Origin of the sequence: Variovorax nitratireducens, assembly GCF_051216545.1 — a bacterium.
In the GTDB taxonomy this organism is placed as follows: Bacteria; Pseudomonadota; Gammaproteobacteria; order Burkholderiales; family Burkholderiaceae_C; genus Variovorax.
Genome location: NZ_JBPJZO010000005.1, coordinates 133459 through 153046 on the forward strand (window position 1 = coordinate 133459; position 19588 = coordinate 153046).

Below are 19588 nucleotides of genomic sequence, written 5' to 3' on the forward strand. Positions count from 1 at the left end.
GGCGCGATGACCCCCTCGGCGGGCAGCGAAGCACGCGAAGTGGCAAGCATGGGGAGCATCCCGCAGATCGAGGCGGTCAACGATTTCGTCATCAAGTTCGCCAACGTCAACGGCTCGGGTTCGGCCTCGGCCAACGAACTGTTCGCCAAGGCCATCCTGCGCATGGGCGTGCCCGTGAGTCCGCGCAACATCTTCCCGAGCAACATCCAGGGCCTGCCGACCTGGTACGAGGTGCGCGTGACCGAAGAGGGCCATCTGGGGCGGCGCGGCGGCACCGACATGATGGTGGCGATGAACCCGCAGACCTGGGACGCCGACCTGGCCGAGCTGGCGCCGGGCGGTTATCTCTTCTACGACAGCACGCGGCCGCTGCCGCCGTCGAAATTCCGCAGCGACATCCGGGTGATCGGCATGCCGCTGACCGAAATCTGCAACGCCGTCTACCACGACCCGCGCCAGCGCCAGCTGTTCAAGAACATCGTCTACGTGGGAGCCCTGGCCATCCTGCTCGGCATCGAGCCGGAAGTGGTTGAAAAGCTGTTCGGCGAGCAGTACAAGGGCAAGGAGAAGCTGCTGGCCTCCAACGTGCAGGCACTGCACCTGGGCTGCGACTTCGCGCGGGAAAACCTGCGGGAACCCCTGGGGCTCCAGGTGCGGCGCGCCGATCGGGTGGGCAACCGGATCTTCGTGGATGGCAACAGCGCTGCAGCGCTGGGCTGCGTGTATGGCGGCGCCACGGTCGCGGCCTGGTATCCGATCACGCCGTCGTCCTCGGTGGCCGAGGCCTTCCAGAAGTACTGCAGCAAACTCCGCGTGGATCCGGCCACCGGCCAGAACCGCTTCGCCATCGTGCAGGCCGAAGACGAGCTCGCCTCGATCGGCGTGGTGGTCGGCGCCGGCTGGAACGGCGCACGGGCCTTCACGGCCACCTCGGGGCCGGGCATTTCGCTGATGTCCGAGTTCATCGGCCTGGCCTACTTTGCCGAGATCCCGGTCACCCTGATCAATGTGCAGCGCGGTGGCCCTTCCACCGGCATGCCGACGCGCACCCAGCAAGCCGACATCCTGTGCTGCGCTTACGCCTCGCACGGCGACACCAAGCATGTGCTGCTGTTTCCCGAGGATCCGCACGAGTGCTTCGAGCACGCGGCGGCGGCGCTGGATCTGGCCGACCGGCTGCAGACGCCGGTGTTCCTGATGACGGATCTGGACATCGGCATGAATCAGCGCCTGTGCGAGCCCTTTGTCTGGGACGACAGCGTGGCCTACGACCGCGGCAAGGTCATGAGCGCCGAAGAGCTCGAGGCGGGCCGCGACTTCGGCCGCTACAAGGACGTGGACGGCGACGGTATTCCCTGGCGCACGCTGCCGGGCACGCATCCGACCAAGGGCAGCTATTTCACGCGCGGCACGACGCGTGACGCCTACGCCCGGTATTCGGAGCGCGGGCCGGACTACATCTACAACATGGAGCGGCTGCTGAAGAAGTTCGCGACCGCGGCCACCCTGGTGCCGCAGCCCGTGCTGCGCCCGGCCGCCAAAAAAACCGACCTTGGCGTGATCTATTTCGGTTCGACCAGCCCGTCCATGCACGAGGCGCTGCAAGCGCTGGAAGAACGCGGCATCCACCTGGACGCGCTGCGGCTGCGCGCCTTTCCCTTCCCGGACAGCGTGGTGCAGTTCCTGGCGCAGCACGCGCAGGTGTTCGTGGTCGAACAGAACCGCGACGCCCAGATGCGCAGCCTGCTGGTCAACGAGCTGGACGCCGATCCGGCCCGGCTGATCCGGGTACTGCATTTCGATGGCACGCCCATCACGGCGCGCTTCATCGTCCAGGCCATCAGCGCGCACCTGCAGACGCAGGCGGTCGGCGCCGCTACGAAGGAGGCTGCATGACCTACCTTGCCAAGCCCCGGCTGCACCATCCGACCCTGGCCATCAACAAGGTCGGCTACACGCGGCGCGACTACGAGGGCAAGATCTCCACCCTGTGCGCCGGGTGCGGCCACGATTCGATCTCCGCCGCCATCATCGAGGCCTGCTGGGAGCTGGACATCGAACCGCATCGCGTGGCCAAGCTCTCGGGCATCGGCTGCAGTTCCAAGACGCCGGATTATTTTCTGGGCGCATCGCACGGCTTCAACACGGTGCACGGCCGCATGCCCAGTGTGCTGACCGGCGCCAACCTGGCCAACCGCGACCTGCTGTACCTCGGCATTTCGGGCGACGGGGATTCGGCTTCCATCGGCCTGGGGCAGTTCGCCCACGCCATGCGGCGCGGCGTTCGGATGGCCTACATCGTGGAAAACAACGGGGTCTACGGCCTGACCAAGGGCCAGTTTTCGGCCACGGCCGACCAGGGCTCCAAGAGCAAGAAGGGTGTTGTCAACACCGACAGCCCGGTCGATCTGGTCGCCATGGCGCTGCAGTTGGGCGCCAGCTACGTGGGGCGGGGGTTTTCGGGCAACAAGGCGCAGCTGGTGCCGCTGATCAAGGGTGCCATCTGCCACGGCGGGGCCGCCTTCATCGACGTCATCAGTCCCTGCGTCGCCTTCAACAACCACCCCGGCAGCACCAAGAGCTACGACTACGTCCGCGAGCACAACGAGGCGGTGAGCCGCATCGACTTCATCGGTGGGCGCGAGGAAATCACCGTCGACATGGGGCCGGGCGAGGTGATGGACGTGCGCCAGCACGACGGCACATTGCTGCGGCTGCGCAGCCTGCACCCCGACTACAACCCCGGCGACCGCTTCGCCGCCATGGCCTACATGCAGCGGCACCACGAGATGGGGGAGGTGGTGACCGGGCTGCTCTACGTCGATCCGCTGGCCACCGACCTGCACACGGCACTCAACACCACCGACCGGCCGCTCAATGCGTTGGGGCCGGCCGAGCTTTGCCCTGGCGCCCAGGCGCTGGAACGGCTCAACGACTCCTTGCGCTGAGCGCAGGCCCGCGGCACCATTGGCCACCACTTCCGGAGGCGCACCATGGCCGAGCGCACCGTTTTTCAGTCCATCTCCCGCAAGCACGTGATCAGCCTGGGCCCCCAGGCCAGCGTGCGGGATGCCGCCTGCGTGATGACGCGCGCCAATTGCGGCAGCGTGCTCGTCATGGAGTTGCCGGACACCCTGCTGGGCATCCTGACCGAGCGCGACCTGATGACCCGGGTGCTGGCCCGGGGGCTCGATCCCGATCGCACGGCGGTGCGCGAGGTCATGACGCCCAACCCGATCTGCGTGCCGCCCGAGACTCTGGTGTCCGACGCGGTGGTGCTCATGCTGGAGCGGGGTTTCCGCCATCTGCCGCTGGTGGCAGGGGCGAAGATCCTCGGCGTGTTCTCGGTGCGCGATGCGCTGCCAAGGGAGATCGGCGCGGCCCTCAGCCAGACCGAGTTCAACGAGCAGGTGAACGATGTGCTGGGCTGAGGAATGACACTCGGGGCGTCGCGCGGCGTCGACGGATCTGTGTCGCGCAGGCCCAGCGCAGTGCGTTCATCCTTCGGAGTTGCGATCTGCTGGACGCTTGCAGGCTGCGCCGGCCTTGGCGTGCGGGTCGCTTTGCCCGATCAGATGACTGACTCGGCCGGCATTGCGCTGGTGCGCGTACCAGCGGGTGAATTCCTTATGGGGAGCGAAGAAGTGCCGCAGGCGCTGGCGGCCGCTTTTCCACAGTACGACCCATCTCGGTTTGGCAAGCTGGGGGATGAAAGTCCGGTTCACCGCGTGCGCATCACGCGCGCGTTTTGGCTCGGTCGCACCGAAGTCACCGTCGGTCAGTTCCGGCGCTTTGTCGAAGATTCCGGCTACGCGCCCGAATCGGAAGCCGACGGCAGCGGGGGCTATGGCTTCAATGCTTCGTACGACCCGGCTACATCACCGCGCGGCGACGCCTTCGAAGGCCGCGATCGCAGGTATTCGTGGCGCAATCCTGGCTTTCCGCAAGGCGACGATCATCCGGTGGTCAACGTGACTTGGAACGACGCCGTTGCCATGGCGCGATGGTTGAGTGCCCGGGAAGGTGCCACCTATCGACTCCCGACTGAAGCGGAATGGGAGTACGCGGCCCGAGCCGGCACGCGCTCGCGCTTCCATACTGGCGATGATCCTCAACGACTGCTGCGCGGCGCCAACGTGTTCGACCAAGCCTCGGCGGCGCATTGGCCAAAGTGGAGTGCATTCGCCCTGGATGGCCGAGATGCCTTTGCTTTTGCCGCGCCTGCAGGGAGTTTCGCTCCCAATGCATTCGGCTTGCAGGACATGCACGGCAATGTCTGGGAATGGTGCGCCGACTGGTATGGCGAGGACTACTACGCGCGGTCTCCAACCGACGATCCGCGGGGGCCGCCCGACGGGACGGAGCGTGTACGGCGTGGCGGATCGTGGCATACATGGGCGCTCTACGCCCGTTCATCGTTCCGGAACTGGAACAACCCGGAGACGCGCTATACGTTGCTCGGTTTCCGGTTGCTGCGGGAGGCGCCCGGCGTCGCCGCGCAATGAGGCGCGGCGGGTGGTTTCAGCCCACGCCGAGCAGCATGTGCAGCCGCGTGCTGGTGGTCGTGTACTGCAAGGGAATCGCCTTGCCCGGGAACACGATGGCGGTGGCCGCCCATGCGGCCAGTGTGGCCTCGTGAAAGCCGCAGACGATGAGCTTGCGCTTGCCCGGATAGGTGTTGATGTCGCCCACCGCGAACACGCCGCGTTCGCGGGTTTCGAATTTCTCGGTGTCGACCGGCACCTGCTTGCGCTCGAGTTCGAGGCCCCAGTCGGCGATCGGCCCGAGCCGCGGCGAGATACCGAGGCAGGCGACCAGCGCATCGACCGGTAGTTCGATGGTCTGCGCGTCGGGCGTGGACACCAGCAGGCGGGTGCCATCGAAGGCAGCCGGCTGGCCGACGACGAAGCGCATGCGGCCATCGGCCACCGCGGTGCGCATGCGCGCCACCAGCGCCTCGTCGGCCTGGAAGCCGTCGCGCCGGTGCAGCAGGGTGACTTGCTTGGCGATGGCGGCGAGCGCCAGCGCGGTTTCCAGCGCGATGTCGTCGCCGCCGTTCACCACCACCGTCTGGCCCGCGAAGCGGTCGAGCGATTCGGGGTGATGGAACACGCGCGTGCCCTCGAAGCGCGCGATGTCGTCGAGCGCGATGTGCTTGGGCACGAACGCGCCGACCCCTGCGGCGATGAAGACGGTCTTGGCCAGGAAGGTCTTGCCGCCGGAGGTCGTGAGCCGAAGCCGTTCGTCCGGCTGGCGCGCCAGCGTGGCGACCTGTTCGCCAAAATGGAACTGCGGCTTGAAGGGCGCGATCTGCTCCAGCAGCGACTCGGCCAGGCCGCGGCCGCTGGTGCGCGGCGTGCCGGGAATGTCGTAGATGGGCTTGTCGCCATAGAGCTTCACGCACTGGCCGCCTGCCGCGGGCAAAGCATCGACGATATGGCAGGAGATTTCGAGCAGGCCGAGCTGAAAGGCCTGGAACAGCCCGACCGGGCCGGCACCGACGATCAGCGCGTCGGTTTCAATCGGTGCAGGGGCTGTGCTCAGCGCACCAACTCCCCGATCTTGTCGGTCTTGTCTTTCCAGTCGTCGGCATCCGGCGGCGCCGGCTTGCGCTTGGTGATGCTCTTCCAGCCGTCGGCCAGTGCCAGCTCGGCATTGAGCTTGATGAAGGCCATCTGATTGGCCGGCAGGTCTTCCTCGGCATAGATCGCGTTGACCGGGCACTCGGGGATGCAGACCGCGCAGTCGATGCACTCGTCCGGGTCGATCACCAGCATGTTGGGGCCTTCGCGGAAGCAGTCCACGGGGCACACGTCGACGCAATCGGTGTATTTGCAGCGGATGCAGGATTCGGAGACGACGTGGGTCATGGTCTTGGCAGCAGGCGGAAGGTGATCGGGGAAACCCGTAATTTTAGGCGTTTGCGACGGCGGCCTGCACCAGCACGGCTGCCGCGGTCTTGTGCGAGGCCGTATCGACCAGCACCAGCGAGCCGAGTGCGCGCGATTGTGCGAACGGCAGGACGGCCAGCGGCTGCTGCAGTGCCAGCACCACGTCGCCGATGGAATTGGCCTCGAGCTGCGAGGTCGGCTCGGATTCGAGCGTCGTGATGTTCACGCGATCGATGATGCGTGCCACCTTGGCCTTGACCCAGCGATGGCCCTGCAGCGCCCAGTAGACACGGCCGGCGACGAGCGGCTCGTCGTCGAGCCAGGCAATGGTGGCGGTAATCTCGCGCACCGGCTCGAAGGCCTCGGGTTCCAGCAGCCAATCGCCGCGCGACACGTCGAGTTCGCGGTCGAGCACGATGCCCGCGCTGTGGCCCGCGTGCACGGTCTGCGGCTGGCGCACATGGTTCAGCACCTGCGCCACCGTGGCCGTCTGCTTGCTCGGCAGCACCGTCACGCGCTGGCCGGGCGCCACATGGCCGCTGGCAACGCGGCCCCAGAACACGCGGCGGCCCTGCGAAGTGTCGGCCGAGGCCGAGAACTTCTCGACCCACTGCACCGGAAAGGCGAAAGGCACGGCTTCGTCCTGCGCCGTGACGGGCAGGGCTTCGAGCAGTTCGAGCAGGCTCGGGCCCGCGTAGCCGGCCCAGTCGGCCTGCGCGGTGCAGCGCGAGGCTGCGTTCCAGCCCTTGAGCGCCGAGATCGGCACGATGGCCGCCACCTGCACGCCGGCCGCTTCGGCAAAGGCTTCGAGCGCCGTCGAGATGCGCTCGAAGGCCACTTCGGCATCGTCCATGGCGTCGAGCTTGTTGACCGCAAACACGATCGACTGCACGCGCAGCAGGTTGCACAGCAAGGTGTGGCGGCGGGTTTGCGGCAGCAAGTCCTGCTTGACGACTTCGCCGTCGGCCACTTCGCCGGCCCAGGGCAACTTGGTCGCGTCGACCAGCACCACCGCCGCGTCGGCGGCCGAAGCGGCGGTCACCATGTTGCGGGTGTACTGCTCATGGCCCGGGGCATCGCCGATGATGAACTTGCGCTTGGCAGTCGAGAAGTAGCGGTACGCCACGTCGATCGTGATGCCCTGCTCGCGCTCGGCCGAGAGGCCGTCGGTGAGCAGTGCAAGGTCGGTTTCGCCGCCGCGCTGCACGCCGGCCAGCTGGTCTTGCAACACGGTCTTGCTGTCGACCAGCAGACGGCCGATCAGCGTGCTCTTGCCATCGTCGACACTGCCGCAGGTGATGAAACGCAGGGCGGTGCCGGTGTCGGACGAGCCGGCGGCGGCGGTGGGCGAAGCAGTGGAAATGACAGCAGCGTTCAATGAGTTCTCCAATTCGTGAAACACCGCGGAACCGGCTTTGCCGGGCCGCTGGTGTTGCCCCCTGCAAGGGGGTGGGCGTAGCGACACGAAGTGCGCGAAGCCTGGGGGCGTGTCAAAAGTACCCGTCTTTCTTGCGCTTCTCCATCGAAGCCTCGGAAGTCATGTCGTCCATGCGCGTGGCGCCGCGCTCGCTCACGTCGACCGTCAGCGTTTCGACCACCACGTCGCCGGCATCGGCGGCCAGGCTTTCGACCGGGCAGGTGGTCGTGATGTCGCCCACGGTGCGAAAACGCACGTCGCGCACCTGCACCGTTTCGCCGTCGCGCGGCGGCGTCAGTTCGGTCACCGGCACCAGCAGGCCGCGGCGTTCGACCACTTCGCGCTTGTGTGTGTAGTAGATCGACGGCAGGCCGACGTGCTCGCGCTCGATGTACTGCCACACATCGAGCTCCGTCCAGTTCGAGATCGGGAACACGCGGAAGTGTTCGCCGGGTGCCAGGCGCGTGTTGAAGAGCGTCCAGAGTTCAGGGCGCTGGTCCTTTGGTTGCCACTGGCCGAACGAATCGCGGTGCGAAAAGATGCGCTCCTTGGCGCGGGCCTTTTCTTCGTCGCGGCGCGCGCCGCCGATCAGTGCGTCGAAGCGGAATTCCTCGATCGCCTCGAGCAGCGTCACGGACTGGTGCGCGTTGCGCGACTCGCCCGGATGGGCCAGTCGCACGGTGCCGCGGGCCATCGAGTCTTCGACGCTGCGCACGATCAGCTCGGCGCCGAGTTCCTGCGCGCGCTGGTCGCGATAGGCCGTCACTTCAGGGAAGTTGTGGCCGGTGTCGATCATCAGCAGCGGGTAGGGGATGCGGCCGCTGCCGAAGGCCTTTTCCGCGCATTTCAGGAGCACCAGCGAATCCTTGCCGCCGGAGAACAGCAGCGTCGGGCGCTCGAATGCGGCGGCCACTTCGCGCAGGATGAAGATGGTTTCTTCCTCGAGCGCATCGAGATGGGTGTTGGAAAGGCGCGCGGGGGAGTGCATCTGTTGCAGCAGTTCGGTGTCGGTACGGGCGTTCATCGGATGGGTGGAGGTCGGGCGGCGTTTGCTGTCAATGTGCGAGATGCAATCCGCACTCGCGGTTGTCTTCGCCTTTGGTCGGATCCACGTAGTCGAAGTTGTTGGGCAGGCCATGCGCCTCGCAATAGTCGTGCAAATCCTTGGAAGACCAGTGCAGCAGCGGCGCAACCTTGACCAGGCCGTCCGGGTTGAGGCTGACCGGCTCCATCTGCGCACGCACGGCCGTGTCGGTGGCCCGCAGCGCCGTGAACCAGACCTTCGGCGCCGTCTCGCGCAGCGCGCGTGCGAAGGGCTCCAGCTTCACCTCCTCGGTGAAAGCGGCATGGCGCGGATCGTCGAGCCCGGGGGTGGAGCCCTCCACTGCTTCGCGATGCGCACGTGAGCGGCGCGGCAGATAGATATGCAGATTCAGACCCAGCTGCTTCGTCACCTCGTCGGCAAAGCGGTAGGTGGCCTCGGTGTTGTAGCCGTTGTCCATCCAGACCACGGGCACGTCAGGCTTCGCGCGCGTGACCATGTGCAGGATCACGGCTTCGAAAGGGCGGAAGTTGGTGGTGACGATCGCGGGCTGGCCCAGGCCGATGGCCCAGTCCACGAGGCCCTGCGGATTGCGGCCAAGTTCGGCGTTGACGTGTTCGAGGGCGATGCTCATGTGACGAAGAATTCGGTAAACAAACGATCTTTTGGGTCGCGCTTTGTGCTGGTCTGCAGTCAGGCGCTGCCGGCCGCGAAGTGCGGCGCAGTTTCAACCGCGTCGCCCTGGTAGAAGCGCGGAAAGCGGTCGAACTGGCGCTGCGCATCGGAGGCGTCCACGCCTTCCTTCAGTACGGCACTCGAAAAGCCGGTGCGCTCCATCTGCACCAGCTGGTCGATCAACACGTCGCCGGTGGCGCGGATGTCGCCCTTGAAGCCGAGGCGGCGTCGCAGCAGGAAGGCCTGGCTGTAGGCGCGGCCATCGGTGAACTTCGGAAAGTTAAGGTCGATGCGCTCGATGTCGGCCAGGCAGACCTCGATCGCCTGCGGGTCGGCGTCATTGGCGAGCTGCAGCACCTTCGGGTCGCCGTCGTCGATGTGGTCTTCGGCCGCCACCAGCTTGAGTGTCTTGTTCATTCGGAAACCTCCGCGCTACGCGCTGCGGTATTCGCCTTGGGAGCGGCCCGGCGGCTCATGCCGTGGCCTCCGCCTTGATGCGCGCACCGTTTGCCGAGGCCTTGAACGGATCGTGGCCAACGCGGCGCAGCGTGTCGATGAAGGTCTCGCCGGCATTGCGGGTGTCGCGGTATGTGCCGAGCACGGCCTCGATCACATCGGGCACTTCGGCCGCCGAGAACGAGGGCCCGACCGCCTTGCCGGCCTGCGGCGTGCCGCTGAGCGCGGAGCCGTCGGAGCCGCCGAGCGAGACCTGGTACCACTCCTTGCCGTCCTTGTCGACGCCGAGGATGCCGATATGGCCGCTGTGGTGGTGGCCGCAGGAGTTGATGCAGCCGCTGATGTGCAGGTCGATCTCGCCGAGGTCGTCGAGCTCGTCCAGATCCTGGTAGCGCTCGGTGATGGCCTCGGCGATCGGGATCGAACGCGCATTGGCCAGCGAACAGAAATCGCCGCCAGGGCAGGCGATCATGTCGGTCAGCAGGTGCACGTTGGCACTGGCGAAGCCGGCCTCGCGCGCCGCGTACCAGAGCGCATGCAGGTCTTCGGCATGCACCCAGGGCAGCACCACGTTCTGGTCGTGCGTCACGCGGGCTTCGCCGGCCGAGAAGCGGTCGGCCAGCTGCGCGATGGTGTCGAGCTGGTGGGCATCCGCGTCGCCCGGTGCCTGGTGCAGGCGCTTGAACGACAGCGTCACGGCGCGCAAGGCCGGGTTCTTGTGCGGCGCCACGTTGCGCGCCAGCCAGCGTGCGAAGCGCTCGTCGTCGGCTGCGAACTTGCGCAGGTCGGCATCGGTCTGCTCGGCGCTTTGCAGCACGCGGGTGGCTAGCTGCGGCGGCACGAAGGAGGCGGCCACGCGGTCGAACTCGGCCTGCGTGATGGTGTGCGGCGCGCCGTCGTGCTCGACGATCTGCTTGTACTCGGCCTCGACATCGTCGATGTAGCGCTGGCCTTCGGCCTTCACCAGGATCTTGATGCGCGCCTTGTAAATGTTGTCGCGCCGGCCGTAGCGGTTGTAGACCCGGATCACCGCTTCGAGGTAATTCATGATCTGCTGCCAGGGCAAAAATTCGCGCAGCACGGTGCCGATGATCGGCGTGCGGCCCATGCCGCCGCCGACCTGGACACGGAAGCCCACATCGCCAGCCTCGTTCTTCACCACGTGCAGGCCCACGTCGTGCCAGCCGGTGGCGGCGCGGTCTTCGGTGGCGCCGGTGATCGCGATCTTGAACTTGCGCGGCAGGAACGCGAACTCGGGGTGCAACGTGCTCCACTGCCGCATGATTTCGGCAAAGGGGCGCGGGTCGGCGATCTCGTCGACCGCGATGCCGGCGCGCTCGTCGCTCGTGATGTTGCGGATGCAGTTGCCGCTGGTCTGGATGCCGTGCATGTCGACCGAGGCCAGCAGATCCATCACGTCGGCCGACTTGGCCAGCGGAATCCAGTTGTACTGAACGTTCTGGCGCGTCGAGAAGTGCGCGTAGTGCGTCGGCAGCTTCTGCGTGCCGAGCTTGCCCTGCGTCTTGAGGGCGTTTCTGTAGACCTCGACTTCGGGCTCGTCGTACTCGCGGGCGATCTTCGCCAGCACGCGGATCTGCTTGCTCGAGAGCTCGCCATACGGCACCGCGACGCGCAGCATCGGCGCGTAGCGCTGCACATACCAGCCGTTCTGCAGCCGCAGCGGGCGGAACTCGTCTTCGTGCAGCTTGCCGGATTGCCAGCGTTCGAGTTGGTCCCGGAATTGCGCCGCGCGCTGGTGCACGAACTGGCGGTCGAAATCTGTGTATTGGTACATCGTGATAAAGGTTCTGGGGGCGGCGCGTCCGTAGCCAGCCAGGGAGCCGAACTGTAAAAGCGCGCCTTATGGAAGCAAACTATTTTTTGGTTCGCGCCTTATGCGGATAAGCTTATTCACCAGTATCCATGCGGGTTTCGGGGCGGTTGGATGCATATTCTGGATAAGGGGAGAACCCTTGCATCGGGCGCGGATCAGGTGGCCAGCGCCTTGTCGACGATCGCCTGCGCCTCGGTCACGATGCGCTGCAGGTGGTCTTCGCCCTTGAAGCTTTCCACATAGATCTTGTAGATGCTCTCGGTGCCGGAAGGCCGGGCTGCGAACCAGCCGTTGGCGGCCATCACCTTGATGCCGCCGATCGCTGCGCCGTTGGCCGGTGCGTTCGTCAACACCTGCTCGATCTTCTCGCCGGCCAGCTCGGTGCTGGTCACCTGCTGCGGCGTGAGCTTCGACAGCCTGGCCTTCTGCTCCGGCGTGGCCGGCGCCTCGACGCGGTCGTAGGCCGGGTCGCCGAAAGCCTGGGTCAGCTCTTTGTAGATCTCGCCCGGGTCGCGGCCCATCACCGCAGTGATCTCGGCCGACAGCAGCGCCGGCGCCAGCCCGTCCTTGTCGGTAGTCCACACGGTGCCGTCGCGCCGCAGGAACGACGCACCCGCGCTCTCCTCGCCGACGAAGCCGAGGCTGCCGTCCATGAGGCCGTTGACGAACCACTTGAAGCCGACCGGCACCTCCTGCAGCGGGCGCCCAAGCCGCGCCGCCACGCGGTCGATCATCGAGCTGCTCACCAGCGTCTTGCCGACCGCGGCCTGTGCGCTCCAGTTCGGCCGATGGCGAAACAGGTAATCGATCATCACGGCGAGATAGTGGTTGGGCTGCATCAGTCCGCCGCTCCGGGTCACGATGCCGTGCCGATCGTGGTCGGTGTCGCAGCCGAAGGCCACGTCGAAGCGATCCTTCAGGCCGATCAGGTTGCGCATCGCATGGCCCGACGACGGATCCATGCGGATGCGGCCGTCCCAGTCGAGCGGCATGAAACGGAAGGTGGCGTCGACCTCTTCGTTGACGACAGTGAGGTTCAGCTTGTACTGCTCGGCGATGCGCGCCCAGTAGTGCACGCCGGCACCGCCGAGCGGATCGACGCCCATGCGCACGCCGGCCGCGCGGATCGCGTCCATGTCGACCATGCTGGCGAGGTCGGCCACGTAGTGCGTGAGGTAGTCGTGCCGGTGCGTGGTGGCAGCGCGCAGCGCCTGCGAATACGGCATGCGCTTCACGCCCTGCAGGCCGGCCTTGATGAGCTCGTTGGCGCGGTTCTCGATCCACTTGGTGACATCGGTGTCGGCCGGGCCGCCGTTCGGTGGGTTGTACTTGAAGCCGCCGTCTTCGGGCGGGTTGTGCGAGGGCGTGATCACGATACCGTCGGCCAGGCCGGCAGTGCGCGCCTTGTTGTAGACCAGGATCGCATGCGAGATCGCGGGCGTGGGCGTGTACTCGTCGCCGGCGGCCAGCATCAGCTCGACGCCGTTGGCGGCCAGCACCTCGATCGCACTCGCCGCCGCCGGCTCCGACAGCGCATGCGTGTCGATGCCGAGGAACAGCGGCCCGTCGATGCCCTGTTGCGCGCGGTACTGGGCGATCGCCTGCGAGATCGCCAGCACATGCCATTCGTTGAAGGCGGCGTTGAAGGCCGAGCCGCGGTGGCCTGAGGTGCCAAAGGCCACGCGCTGCGCAGCGGCCTCGGGATCCGGCACCTGCGCGTAGTAGGCGGTGACGAGGCGCGGCAGGTTTGCACGCATCGATGCGGGCGCGGGCTGGCCGGCGAGGGGGCTGTCTGCCATGGTGGGATTTTCCTTGGTGGAATGGTTCAGGCGGCGGCCCGCAGCGACGCCAGGTCGTGGCGAGTTAGATCGCCGATGGCTTCGATTGTCACGTCAGCCGGTGGCAGGGACTGGACAACCTGCGTATCAAAAGCGTAATGGCCCTGGCGCACGAACACGGTGGTGAGCCGGCTGCCGAGCACGGCCTTCATGGCGGTCAGGATGCGCAGCTTGTCGTCGACCATCACATAGTGCCGCGCGGGGTGGCAGCGTTGCAGGTCGTCGAGCATCAGTTCCTTGTGGATGTAGATCAGCACGCGGCCCTCGACCACATGCCAGAGCCCCGAACGCTGCACCTTGCGCGGCTGGAACACCACGTCGCCGTCGGACAGGATCACGGTCGGGCCCGATTGCCGCGCATGCGCGAGCGCCTGCAGCGCACCGGGATACACGCGATCGGCGAACGGGTAGTCGATCAGGAAGGCCGACATAAGCAGCAGCCGCGGGTCGTTCAGCGCATCGAGCCGGTAGCGCTGCAGCGCGCCGAGGTAGTCGACATAGCCGAGCTCGACGCGCAGCTGCTCGAGGATCGCCCAGTAGCGGTCGGCGGCGGCCGGCCCGAATGCGCTGGCCAGGTGCGCCGCGAGGTCGGCGCGCACGCGGTCGTTGTCGAGCAGCGTGTTGTCGACATCGAACAGGTAGACGGTTTCGGGGATGGCTGCCATGGCCAGAGGTTAGCGGTCAGGCGCCGGCGCTGCGGGGCGCGCTGGCCTCGGCGATCTGCAGGAGCCGATTGCCGCCCTGGCGCTCGAGCATCCAGGCGGGGTATTCGGCGGGCAGGCGGCTTGCGTCGTCGAGCTGCTGCAACTCGGCCGCGCCCAGCACGACCCGGGTGGCCGCCATGTTGTCGGCGAGCTGTTCGGGCCGCTTGGCACCGACGATCACGCTCGTGACCTGCGGCTGGTGCAGCAGCCAGGCCAGGGCGATCTGCGCGACCGACACGCCGTGCGCTTCGGCAATCGGGCGCATGGCGTCGACGCAGTCCCATGCGCGCGCCTTGTTCACCGGCGGAAAGTCGAAACCGGTGCGGCGGCTGCCTTGCTCGCCCTGCTGGTCGCGCCCGTATTTGCCGCTCAGCAGGCCGCCGGCCAGCGGGCTCCAGACCATCAGGCCGAGGCCTTCGCTCTTGAGCATTGGCACCAGCTCGCGCTCGAGATAGCGGCCGGCCACCGTGTAGTAGGCCTGCAGCGATTCGAAGCGCGACAGGCCCAGCCGCTCCGCAATGCCGAGCGCCTTGACGATCTGCCAGGCGGCCCAGTTCGACACGCCCACATAGCGCACATGGCCGTGGCGCACCAGTTGATCGAGTGCGCGCACGGTTTCCTCGATCGGCGTGGCCGGGTCGAAGCCGTGGATCTGGTAGAGGTCGATGTGCTCCAGCTGCAGCCGTTTCAGGCTGGCCTTGATGCCGTCCATGATGTGGCCGCGCGTGGCCCCGCGCGCGTTGGGGCCGGTGCCGGTTTCGCCGAACACCTTGGTCGCGACCACGACGCTGTCGCGCGGCACTTTCAAGTTCTTCAGCGCCTGGCCGGTGATCTGCTCGGACACCCCACCGGAATACACGTCCGCGGTGTCGATGAAGTTGATGCCGCCGTCGAGTGCGGTGCCGATCAGGCGTTCGGCATCGGCCTGCTGCAGATCGCCGATCTTGTTCCACATCTCGCCGGCACCGCCGAAGGTCATGGTGCCAAGGCACAGCTCGGAAACGTAGAGGCCGGTGCGGCCGAGGGGGTTGTGACGCATGTTGGCGGGGCTCCGTTGGAAGCCCGCCAGCATAGGCGCCTGCCGTGAACCTTGCTGGCGGGTCAGTCCGCCGGCCACCAGCTGCGCGCGGTGACGCTCAGCACGCGTGCGGCTTGCAGCCTGATCGATTCACTCGCGGCATCGCGCGGCGAGGGCTGGAAAGGGCGGACGGCATTGTGCGCCACGCTTTGGCGAAGGGGAAAGGGAATTACCAGCGAGCGCGCCGGCACCGGGGTGGAAAGCTGCATGACAGGCGCCTTGTGTTCTTTTTGGAAGGCAGCCCATCGTACCTGTATATCCATACAGTTGTCGGCGAAATTTCTGCGGGCTTCCATGACGCAAAGGTAGCGAGCAAGTGGCGTGCCCGCCATTGCGCTTTCGGCGTATTCAGGACGAAATGCGTCGCACCTGCACCGTTGCCACCATGCCCTCATAGGCCTCGGGATCCCCGAACCAGCTGCCGGAGATCGGCGCCGCCTGCGACGGGTCGCGCGCCACGCCGACGCGGATCAACTGGCTGCCTCCCATGATGTTGTTGGTAGGGTCATAGGCCACCCAGCCGGCGCCGGGCAGGTAGGCGTGCAACCAGGCGTGGGTGGAGCCGGCGCCGACCGTCGCTGCACCGGCGTCCTTGACGTCCTTCGCGGCCTTCGGCCGGGCCGTGGTGTCGAGTGCGGCGTCATACAGGTAGCCGGAGACGAAGCGCGTTGCGACGCCGAGGCGCCGCGCCGCTTCCATCATCAGCAATGCGTAGTCGCGGCAACTGCCGCTGCCGAGGTTCAGCGTTTCGAGCGGGCTCTGCGTTCCTTCTTCGTCGCGCGCCTGGTACTTCAGGCTCTTGCCGATGTGCGCATTCATGCGCGCAAGCACCTCCCGGGTGCTGTTGGGCTCGTCGCTGTACAGAAACTGGTGCGCCCAGCGGATCAGCGTGCCATCCGGGTCGGGGTGGTACGGACGCAGATAGTGTTCGAGGTCGAGCCGATCCTGGATCGAATAGGCAAACGGCAGGAATTCGGCGGCGGGGTCGATCTCGAGCAGCAGGTCCTCCGACGGCGGCACCTGCTCGATGGTGAAGGAGCACACCACCTTGAGCTCGGTCGCCTTGCCCATCGGCTGCACCAGCGCGACCGAGTTGGAATGCGGATCCTGAATCAGCCGCACGTTCGAGGTCGGGCTCACCTGCAGGTCGGTTGCCAGCACCCGCAGGTCGTGGCTGTCGCGCGGGCGAAACATGACGCGGTGCAGCCCGAAGGTCACGGGCCGCTTGTAGCGGTAGACGGTGGTGTGTTTGATGTCGTAGCGGATGGCCATGACGGATTCTCCCCGTTCCCCGTGTCAGAGACGACGCGTGTCGAGCGACTTGGCGAGCGCAGCCGGCAGCGGCAGCGGTTCGCCATGCCAATGCGCCGCCAGCAATTCGGCGCAGAGCGCGGCAAACGTCAGGCCGCGTGAACCGAGCGCCGTGCAGACCCACAGGCCCTGCTGATCCGGCGCCGGCCCGACCAGCGGCCGGCGGTCGCCGGAAGCGCACCGGACGCCAACCCAGGGTGCGGCGGCATCGAACGAGCCGGCCAGTAGCGCGGCCGCGTCCGGATGCAGGCGCGCGAGCCGTTCGCGGTTGGCGGCGGTATCGGCGGCGCGCGGCGTGGTGTCGATGCTGTCACGGTCGAAGGTGGCGCCACTGAGCCACAGCGCGCCGTCGCCGTCGGGCACTTGGGCGATGAGGTGGCCATCGCCGTTGACCGGCGCCTGCGGCAACGCGGCATTCGATGCCACGCGGCCCCATTCGATCTGCCCGCGCACCGGCTGCAGCGGCAGTGATGCGGCAAAGCGGCCGCTTTCGAAGCCCGCGGCAACAACGATGCGATCCGCATCGCCGAGCCGCTTGTCGTCGGCACCGAACAGCTGCCAGCCCACACCGGAAGGCGCGATCCGGGCGACCTCGCAGTCTGTCTGCAGCCGGACACCCGGTTGCGCCAGCCACGCGTCGACCAGTGCGCGCGGCCGCACCCAGCCCGCACGCCGGTGCCACAGCGCAGCGGTGTCGGCAGGCAATTGCGCCGAGGCAAGCTGCGCGGCATCGGCCGGCCACGAGAGGTTCGGCCCTTCCAAAGTCCACCCTGCGGGCAGACGCACGTCGCCATCGGGCCGGCGTTCGATCACGCCGCTCGCGCGCCAGTCGCGGCCTTCGGCCAGCAACGCCGCGAGTTGCTGCCAGGTCGCGCGGATGCCGGCGCGCGTCAGGCGCGAGAGCAGGGCGTCGTCGGGCGAAACATGCGGGGCCAATACGCCGACCGGCAGGCCGGAAGCCCCCGCGGCCGGCCGGTCGGCGCGATCGAACACATCGACCTGCCAGCCGCGCCGCGCCAGGCTTGCCGCCACCGCCGCACCTGCCAGGCCGGCACCGATCACCGCGCAGCGCCCCGGCGCGGCACGTTCGGCCGCCGGAGCGCGGCGCCGCGGCGTCCACGCGGGATCGAACACGCCACGCAGGCAATCGCGCTTGGGCGGCAGGCCGGGCGCCTTGCGCACCTGAAAGCCGCATTGGGTCAAGGCATCGCGCACGGCACGCGCGATAGTCCAGGTTGCGATGCCGGTGCCGCGCCGCGCAAAGCGCGACACGCTCTTGAGCGTGTCCGGCGACCACATCACAGGGTTGCGATCGGGGCTGAAGCCGTCGAGAAAAATGCTGTCGGCCTCGAAGCGCTGGGCGCGCAACATGGCCTGCACGTCGCCCACGCACAGCGTCAGCAGCACGCGGCCGCCGTCAAAGCAGAGGCGGTGAAAGCCGGGCAGCAATTCGAGCCATTGCGCAGCCAGCAGTTCGGCCAGCTCGTGCAGTTCCGGGTAAGCCGCCGCGGCGCGCAGCAGATCGTCACGCGCGACCGGATGCGCCTCGATCGAGACGAAGTGCAACATCCGTGGTCGGGCCGGATCGGCGCGCCAGGCCTGCCAAGTTGTCAGAAAATTGAGGCCAAAACCGCATCCAGTTTCGAGAATCAGCCATTGCGGCTGCCTGGCCCATGCCTCGGGCAGGTTGCACCCACCCAGGAACACGTGCCGCGACTGCGCCAGCGCGCCGGTTTCGGTGTGATAGATATCGTCGAAGCGGGCGCTGCGCGGCACGCCATCGGCGCGCCAATCCACTGGCTCAGCCATGGGATGGACCTGCTTCGTGAAACACCGCGGAACCGGCTTTGCCGGGCCGCCGGTGTTGCCCCCGGCGAGGGGGTTGGCGAAGCGACACGAAGTGCGCGAAGACTGGGGGTGAGCCTAGTTCGCCGGGGGAACGTAACCCTGGGCCACGTCGGCGCCGTCGCCGAAGAAGTGCTTCTCCATCTGGCGCTTGAGGTATTCGCGGGCACGCTGGTCGGCCAGGTTCAGGCGGTTCTCGTTCACCAGCATGGTCTGCTGCTTGAGCCAGGCGGCCCAGGCTTCCTTGCTCACGTTCTCCCACAAGCGCTTGCCGAGCTCGCCGGGGTAGGGGGGGAAATCGAGGCCTTCGGCTTCTTTGCCGAGCTTCACGCACTGAACCATTCGCGTCATCTGGGGTTGCCTTTAGTTAGTTTGGCTATTTAGAACTTAGAAAACGGTAGTTCCAGTTATTGAGGGGGGCTTCCAGAATCCACAGCTTCTTACTGCAGATTGCTTTTCGAAAGACCCCCATGAGCCTTCGCCGCGACTTTATCAAGCTTTCCCTCGGTGCCACCCTGGGTGCCGGCATGGCCCTGACGGCGCTGCCGTCGTTCGCCCAGACCATCAACCTGCTGAACGTGTCGTACGACCCGACGCGCGAGCTCTACGTCGACTACAACAAGGCCTTTGCGGCCTACTGGAAGGGCAAGACCGGCCAGACCGTGGTGATCAAGCAGTCGCACGGCGGCTCGGGCAAGCAGGCGCGCTCGATCATCGACGGCCTCGACGCCGACGTGGCCACCCTGGCGCTGGCCGGCGACGTCGATGCGCTGCACAACAACGGCAACTGGATCCCGGCCGACTGGCAGAAGCGGCTGCCGCTGGGCGCGTCGCCGTACACCTCGACCATCGTGCTGGTGGTGCGCGCCGGCAACCCGAAGGGCATCAAGGACTGGGACGACCTGGCCAAGCCCGGCGTGAGCGTGATCACACCCAACCCCAAGACCTCGGGCGGTGCACGCTGGAACTACCTCGCAGTCTGGGAGTACGCCAAGCGCAAGTACGGCGGCGACGACAAGGCGCGCGACTTCGTGCGCAAGGTCTACGGCAATGTGCCGGTGCTCGACACCGGCGCCCGCGGCTCGACCATCACCTTCGCGCAGCGCGCCCAGGGCGACGTGCTGATCGCTTGGGAAAATGAGGCCTATCTGCTCGAGAAGGAGTTCGGCAACAAGGTCGACTTCGTGTACCCGAGCCTGAGCATCCTGGCCCAGCCGCCTGTGACCGTGGTCGACAAGAACGTCGACAAGAAGGGCACCCGTGCCGTGGCCGAGGAATACCTCAAGTACCTCTACAGCGAAGAGGCACAGGACATCATCGGCAAGCATTTCTACCGCCCGACCTCCGCCAAGGCGCAGGCCAAGTACGCCAAGCAGTTGCCCAAGCTGCCGCTGTTCACGATCGACGAGGCCTTCGGCGGCTGGGCCAAGGCCGACAAGGCGCACTTCGCCGACGGTGGTTCCTTCGACCAGATCTACACGGCGAAGCTGAAGTAGG

The 19588-nt window shown here is 66.8% G+C and carries 19 protein-coding genes; 5 read left to right on the forward strand and 14 right to left on the reverse strand.

Annotation, left to right across the window (positions count from 1 at the left end; translation table 11 throughout):
* Positions 1–48: 48 nt before the first annotated feature.
* The 4 genes from ACSFA8_RS15150 (at position 49) to ACSFA8_RS15165 (ending at position 4505) form a co-directional block, all read left to right on the forward strand.
* A complete protein-coding gene (locus ACSFA8_RS15150) occupies positions 49–1896 on the forward strand; it encodes a 2-oxoacid:acceptor oxidoreductase subunit alpha (RefSeq protein ID WP_435480473.1) in 1848 nt (615 codons plus the stop codon).
* On the forward strand, positions 1893–2948 hold the full coding sequence (locus tag ACSFA8_RS15155) for a 2-oxoacid:ferredoxin oxidoreductase subunit beta (RefSeq protein WP_435480326.1): 1056 nt from the start codon (positions 1893–1895) through the stop codon (positions 2946–2948). Before ACSFA8_RS15150 ends, ACSFA8_RS15155 begins: the two co-directional genes overlap by 4 nt.
* A gap of 45 nt (positions 2949–2993) precedes the next feature.
* Positions 2994–3431, forward strand: coding sequence for a CBS domain-containing protein (locus ACSFA8_RS15160; RefSeq protein ID WP_435480327.1), 438 nt, complete (start codon positions 2994–2996; stop codon positions 3429–3431).
* A gap of 144 nt (positions 3432–3575) precedes the next feature.
* Positions 3576–4505, forward strand: coding sequence for a formylglycine-generating enzyme family protein (locus ACSFA8_RS15165; protein ID WP_435480474.1), 930 nt, complete (start codon positions 3576–3578; stop codon positions 4503–4505).
* Positions 4506–4521: 16 nt separating this feature from the next.
* Here ACSFA8_RS15165 and ACSFA8_RS15170 read toward each other — a convergent pair whose 3' ends face one another.
* The 14 genes from ACSFA8_RS15170 to ACSFA8_RS15235 form a co-directional block, all read right to left on the reverse strand.
* Positions 4522–5583 (reverse strand): NAD(P)/FAD-dependent oxidoreductase, encoded by a 1062-nt coding sequence (locus ACSFA8_RS15170; protein WP_435480475.1) that lies wholly within the window; start codon positions 5581–5583, stop codon positions 4522–4524.
* Entirely contained in the window at positions 5541–5870 is a 330-nt protein-coding gene (gene fdxA / locus ACSFA8_RS15175) for a ferredoxin FdxA (protein WP_435480328.1), read from the reverse strand. Before fdxA ends, ACSFA8_RS15170 begins: the two co-directional genes overlap by 43 nt.
* A 43-nt stretch (positions 5871–5913) precedes the next feature.
* On the reverse strand, positions 5914–7269 hold the full coding sequence (locus ACSFA8_RS15180; protein WP_435480329.1) for a sulfate adenylyltransferase subunit 1: 1356 nt from the start codon (positions 7267–7269) through the stop codon (positions 5914–5916).
* 112 nt (positions 7270–7381) lie between these two features.
* A complete protein-coding gene (gene cysD / locus ACSFA8_RS15185) occupies positions 7382–8332 on the reverse strand; it encodes a sulfate adenylyltransferase subunit CysD (RefSeq protein ID WP_435480330.1) in 951 nt (316 codons plus the stop codon).
* A 31-nt stretch (positions 8333–8363) separates the two neighbouring features.
* Positions 8364–8984: a phosphoadenosine phosphosulfate reductase domain-containing protein gene (locus tag ACSFA8_RS15190; RefSeq protein WP_435480331.1), complete on the reverse strand. Its 621-nt coding sequence runs from the start codon at positions 8982–8984 to the stop codon at positions 8364–8366.
* 59 nt (positions 8985–9043) lie between these two features.
* On the reverse strand, positions 9044–9442 hold the full coding sequence (locus tag ACSFA8_RS15195; RefSeq protein ID WP_435480332.1) for a DUF934 domain-containing protein: 399 nt from the start codon (positions 9440–9442) through the stop codon (positions 9044–9046).
* 55 nt (positions 9443–9497) lie between these two features.
* Positions 9498–11276 (reverse strand): nitrite/sulfite reductase, encoded by a 1779-nt coding sequence (locus ACSFA8_RS15200; protein WP_435480333.1) that lies wholly within the window; start codon positions 11274–11276, stop codon positions 9498–9500.
* 194 nt (positions 11277–11470) lie between these two features.
* Positions 11471–13114, reverse strand: a complete 1644-nt coding sequence (gene pgm, locus ACSFA8_RS15205; protein ID WP_435480334.1) for a phosphoglucomutase (alpha-D-glucose-1,6-bisphosphate-dependent) — start codon at positions 13112–13114, stop codon at positions 11471–11473.
* A gap of 26 nt (positions 13115–13140) precedes the next feature.
* Positions 13141–13818 (reverse strand): HAD family hydrolase, encoded by a 678-nt coding sequence (locus tag ACSFA8_RS15210; protein ID WP_435480335.1) that lies wholly within the window; start codon positions 13816–13818, stop codon positions 13141–13143.
* A gap of 16 nt (positions 13819–13834) precedes the next feature.
* Positions 13835–14896, reverse strand: coding sequence for an aldo/keto reductase (locus ACSFA8_RS15215; protein ID WP_435480336.1), 1062 nt, complete (start codon positions 14894–14896; stop codon positions 13835–13837).
* Positions 14897–14958: 62 nt separating this feature from the next.
* Entirely contained in the window at positions 14959–15231 is a 273-nt protein-coding gene (locus tag ACSFA8_RS15220; protein WP_435480337.1) for a hypothetical protein, read from the reverse strand.
* 52 nt (positions 15232–15283) lie between these two features.
* Positions 15284–16207 (reverse strand): transglutaminase family protein, encoded by a 924-nt coding sequence (locus tag ACSFA8_RS15225; protein WP_435480338.1) that lies wholly within the window; start codon positions 16205–16207, stop codon positions 15284–15286.
* A 24-nt stretch (positions 16208–16231) separates the two neighbouring features.
* Positions 16232–18055, reverse strand: a complete 1824-nt coding sequence (mnmC, locus tag ACSFA8_RS15230) for a bifunctional tRNA (5-methylaminomethyl-2-thiouridine)(34)-methyltransferase MnmC2/FAD-dependent 5-carboxymethylaminomethyl-2-thiouridine(34) oxidoreductase MnmC1 (RefSeq protein WP_435480339.1) — start codon at positions 18053–18055, stop codon at positions 16232–16234.
* 114 nt (positions 18056–18169) lie between these two features.
* Positions 18170–18442: an oxidative damage protection protein gene (locus tag ACSFA8_RS15235; protein WP_435480340.1), complete on the reverse strand. Its 273-nt coding sequence runs from the start codon at positions 18440–18442 to the stop codon at positions 18170–18172.
* 119 nt (positions 18443–18561) lie between these two features.
* On the opposite strand from ACSFA8_RS15235, the gene ACSFA8_RS15240 reads away from it, so the two are divergent.
* On the forward strand, positions 18562–19587 hold the full coding sequence (locus tag ACSFA8_RS15240) for a sulfate ABC transporter substrate-binding protein (protein WP_435480341.1): 1026 nt from the start codon (positions 18562–18564) through the stop codon (positions 19585–19587).
* The last annotated feature ends 1 nt before the right edge of the window (position 19588 follow it).

What these genes read in the sequence shown, in the direction of transcription:
- fdxA (WP_435480328.1), bottom strand. Translation starts at nt 5,870, where the DNA reads ATGACCCACGTCGTCTCCGAATCCTGCATCCGCTGCAAATACACCGAT.
- ACSFA8_RS15215 (WP_435480336.1), bottom strand. Translation starts at nt 14,896, where the DNA reads ATGCGTCACAACCCCCTCGGCCGCACCGGCCTCTACGTTTCCGAGCTG.
- ACSFA8_RS15195 (WP_435480332.1), bottom strand. Translation starts at nt 9,442, where the DNA reads ATGAACAAGACACTCAAGCTGGTGGCGGCCGAAGACCACATCGACGAC.
- ACSFA8_RS15165 (WP_435480474.1), top strand. Translation starts at nt 3,576, where the DNA reads ATGACTGACTCGGCCGGCATTGCGCTGGTGCGCGTACCAGCGGGTGAA.
- pgm (WP_435480334.1), bottom strand. Translation starts at nt 13,114, where the DNA reads ATGGCAGACAGCCCCCTCGCCGGCCAGCCCGCGCCCGCATCGATGCGT.
- ACSFA8_RS15150 (WP_435480473.1), top strand. Translation starts at nt 49, where the DNA reads ATGGGGAGCATCCCGCAGATCGAGGCGGTCAACGATTTCGTCATCAAG.
- ACSFA8_RS15210 (WP_435480335.1), bottom strand. Translation starts at nt 13,818, where the DNA reads ATGGCAGCCATCCCCGAAACCGTCTACCTGTTCGATGTCGACAACACG.
- ACSFA8_RS15200 (WP_435480333.1), bottom strand. Translation starts at nt 11,276, where the DNA reads ATGTACCAATACACAGATTTCGACCGCCAGTTCGTGCACCAGCGCGCG.
- ACSFA8_RS15240 (WP_435480341.1), top strand. Translation starts at nt 18,562, where the DNA reads ATGAGCCTTCGCCGCGACTTTATCAAGCTTTCCCTCGGTGCCACCCTG.
- mnmC (WP_435480339.1), bottom strand. Translation starts at nt 18,055, where the DNA reads ATGGCTGAGCCAGTGGATTGGCGCGCCGATGGCGTGCCGCGCAGCGCC.
- ACSFA8_RS15155 (WP_435480326.1), top strand. Translation starts at nt 1,893, where the DNA reads ATGACCTACCTTGCCAAGCCCCGGCTGCACCATCCGACCCTGGCCATC.
- ACSFA8_RS15160 (WP_435480327.1), top strand. Translation starts at nt 2,994, where the DNA reads ATGGCCGAGCGCACCGTTTTTCAGTCCATCTCCCGCAAGCACGTGATC.
- ACSFA8_RS15225 (WP_435480338.1), bottom strand. Translation starts at nt 16,207, where the DNA reads ATGGCCATCCGCTACGACATCAAACACACCACCGTCTACCGCTACAAG.
- ACSFA8_RS15220 (WP_435480337.1), bottom strand. Translation starts at nt 15,231, where the DNA reads ATGGAAGCCCGCAGAAATTTCGCCGACAACTGTATGGATATACAGGTA.
- ACSFA8_RS15190 (WP_435480331.1), bottom strand. Translation starts at nt 8,984, where the DNA reads ATGAGCATCGCCCTCGAACACGTCAACGCCGAACTTGGCCGCAATCCG.
- cysD (WP_435480330.1), bottom strand. Translation starts at nt 8,332, where the DNA reads ATGAACGCCCGTACCGACACCGAACTGCTGCAACAGATGCACTCCCCC.
- ACSFA8_RS15235 (WP_435480340.1), bottom strand. Translation starts at nt 18,442, where the DNA reads ATGACGCGAATGGTTCAGTGCGTGAAGCTCGGCAAAGAAGCCGAAGGC.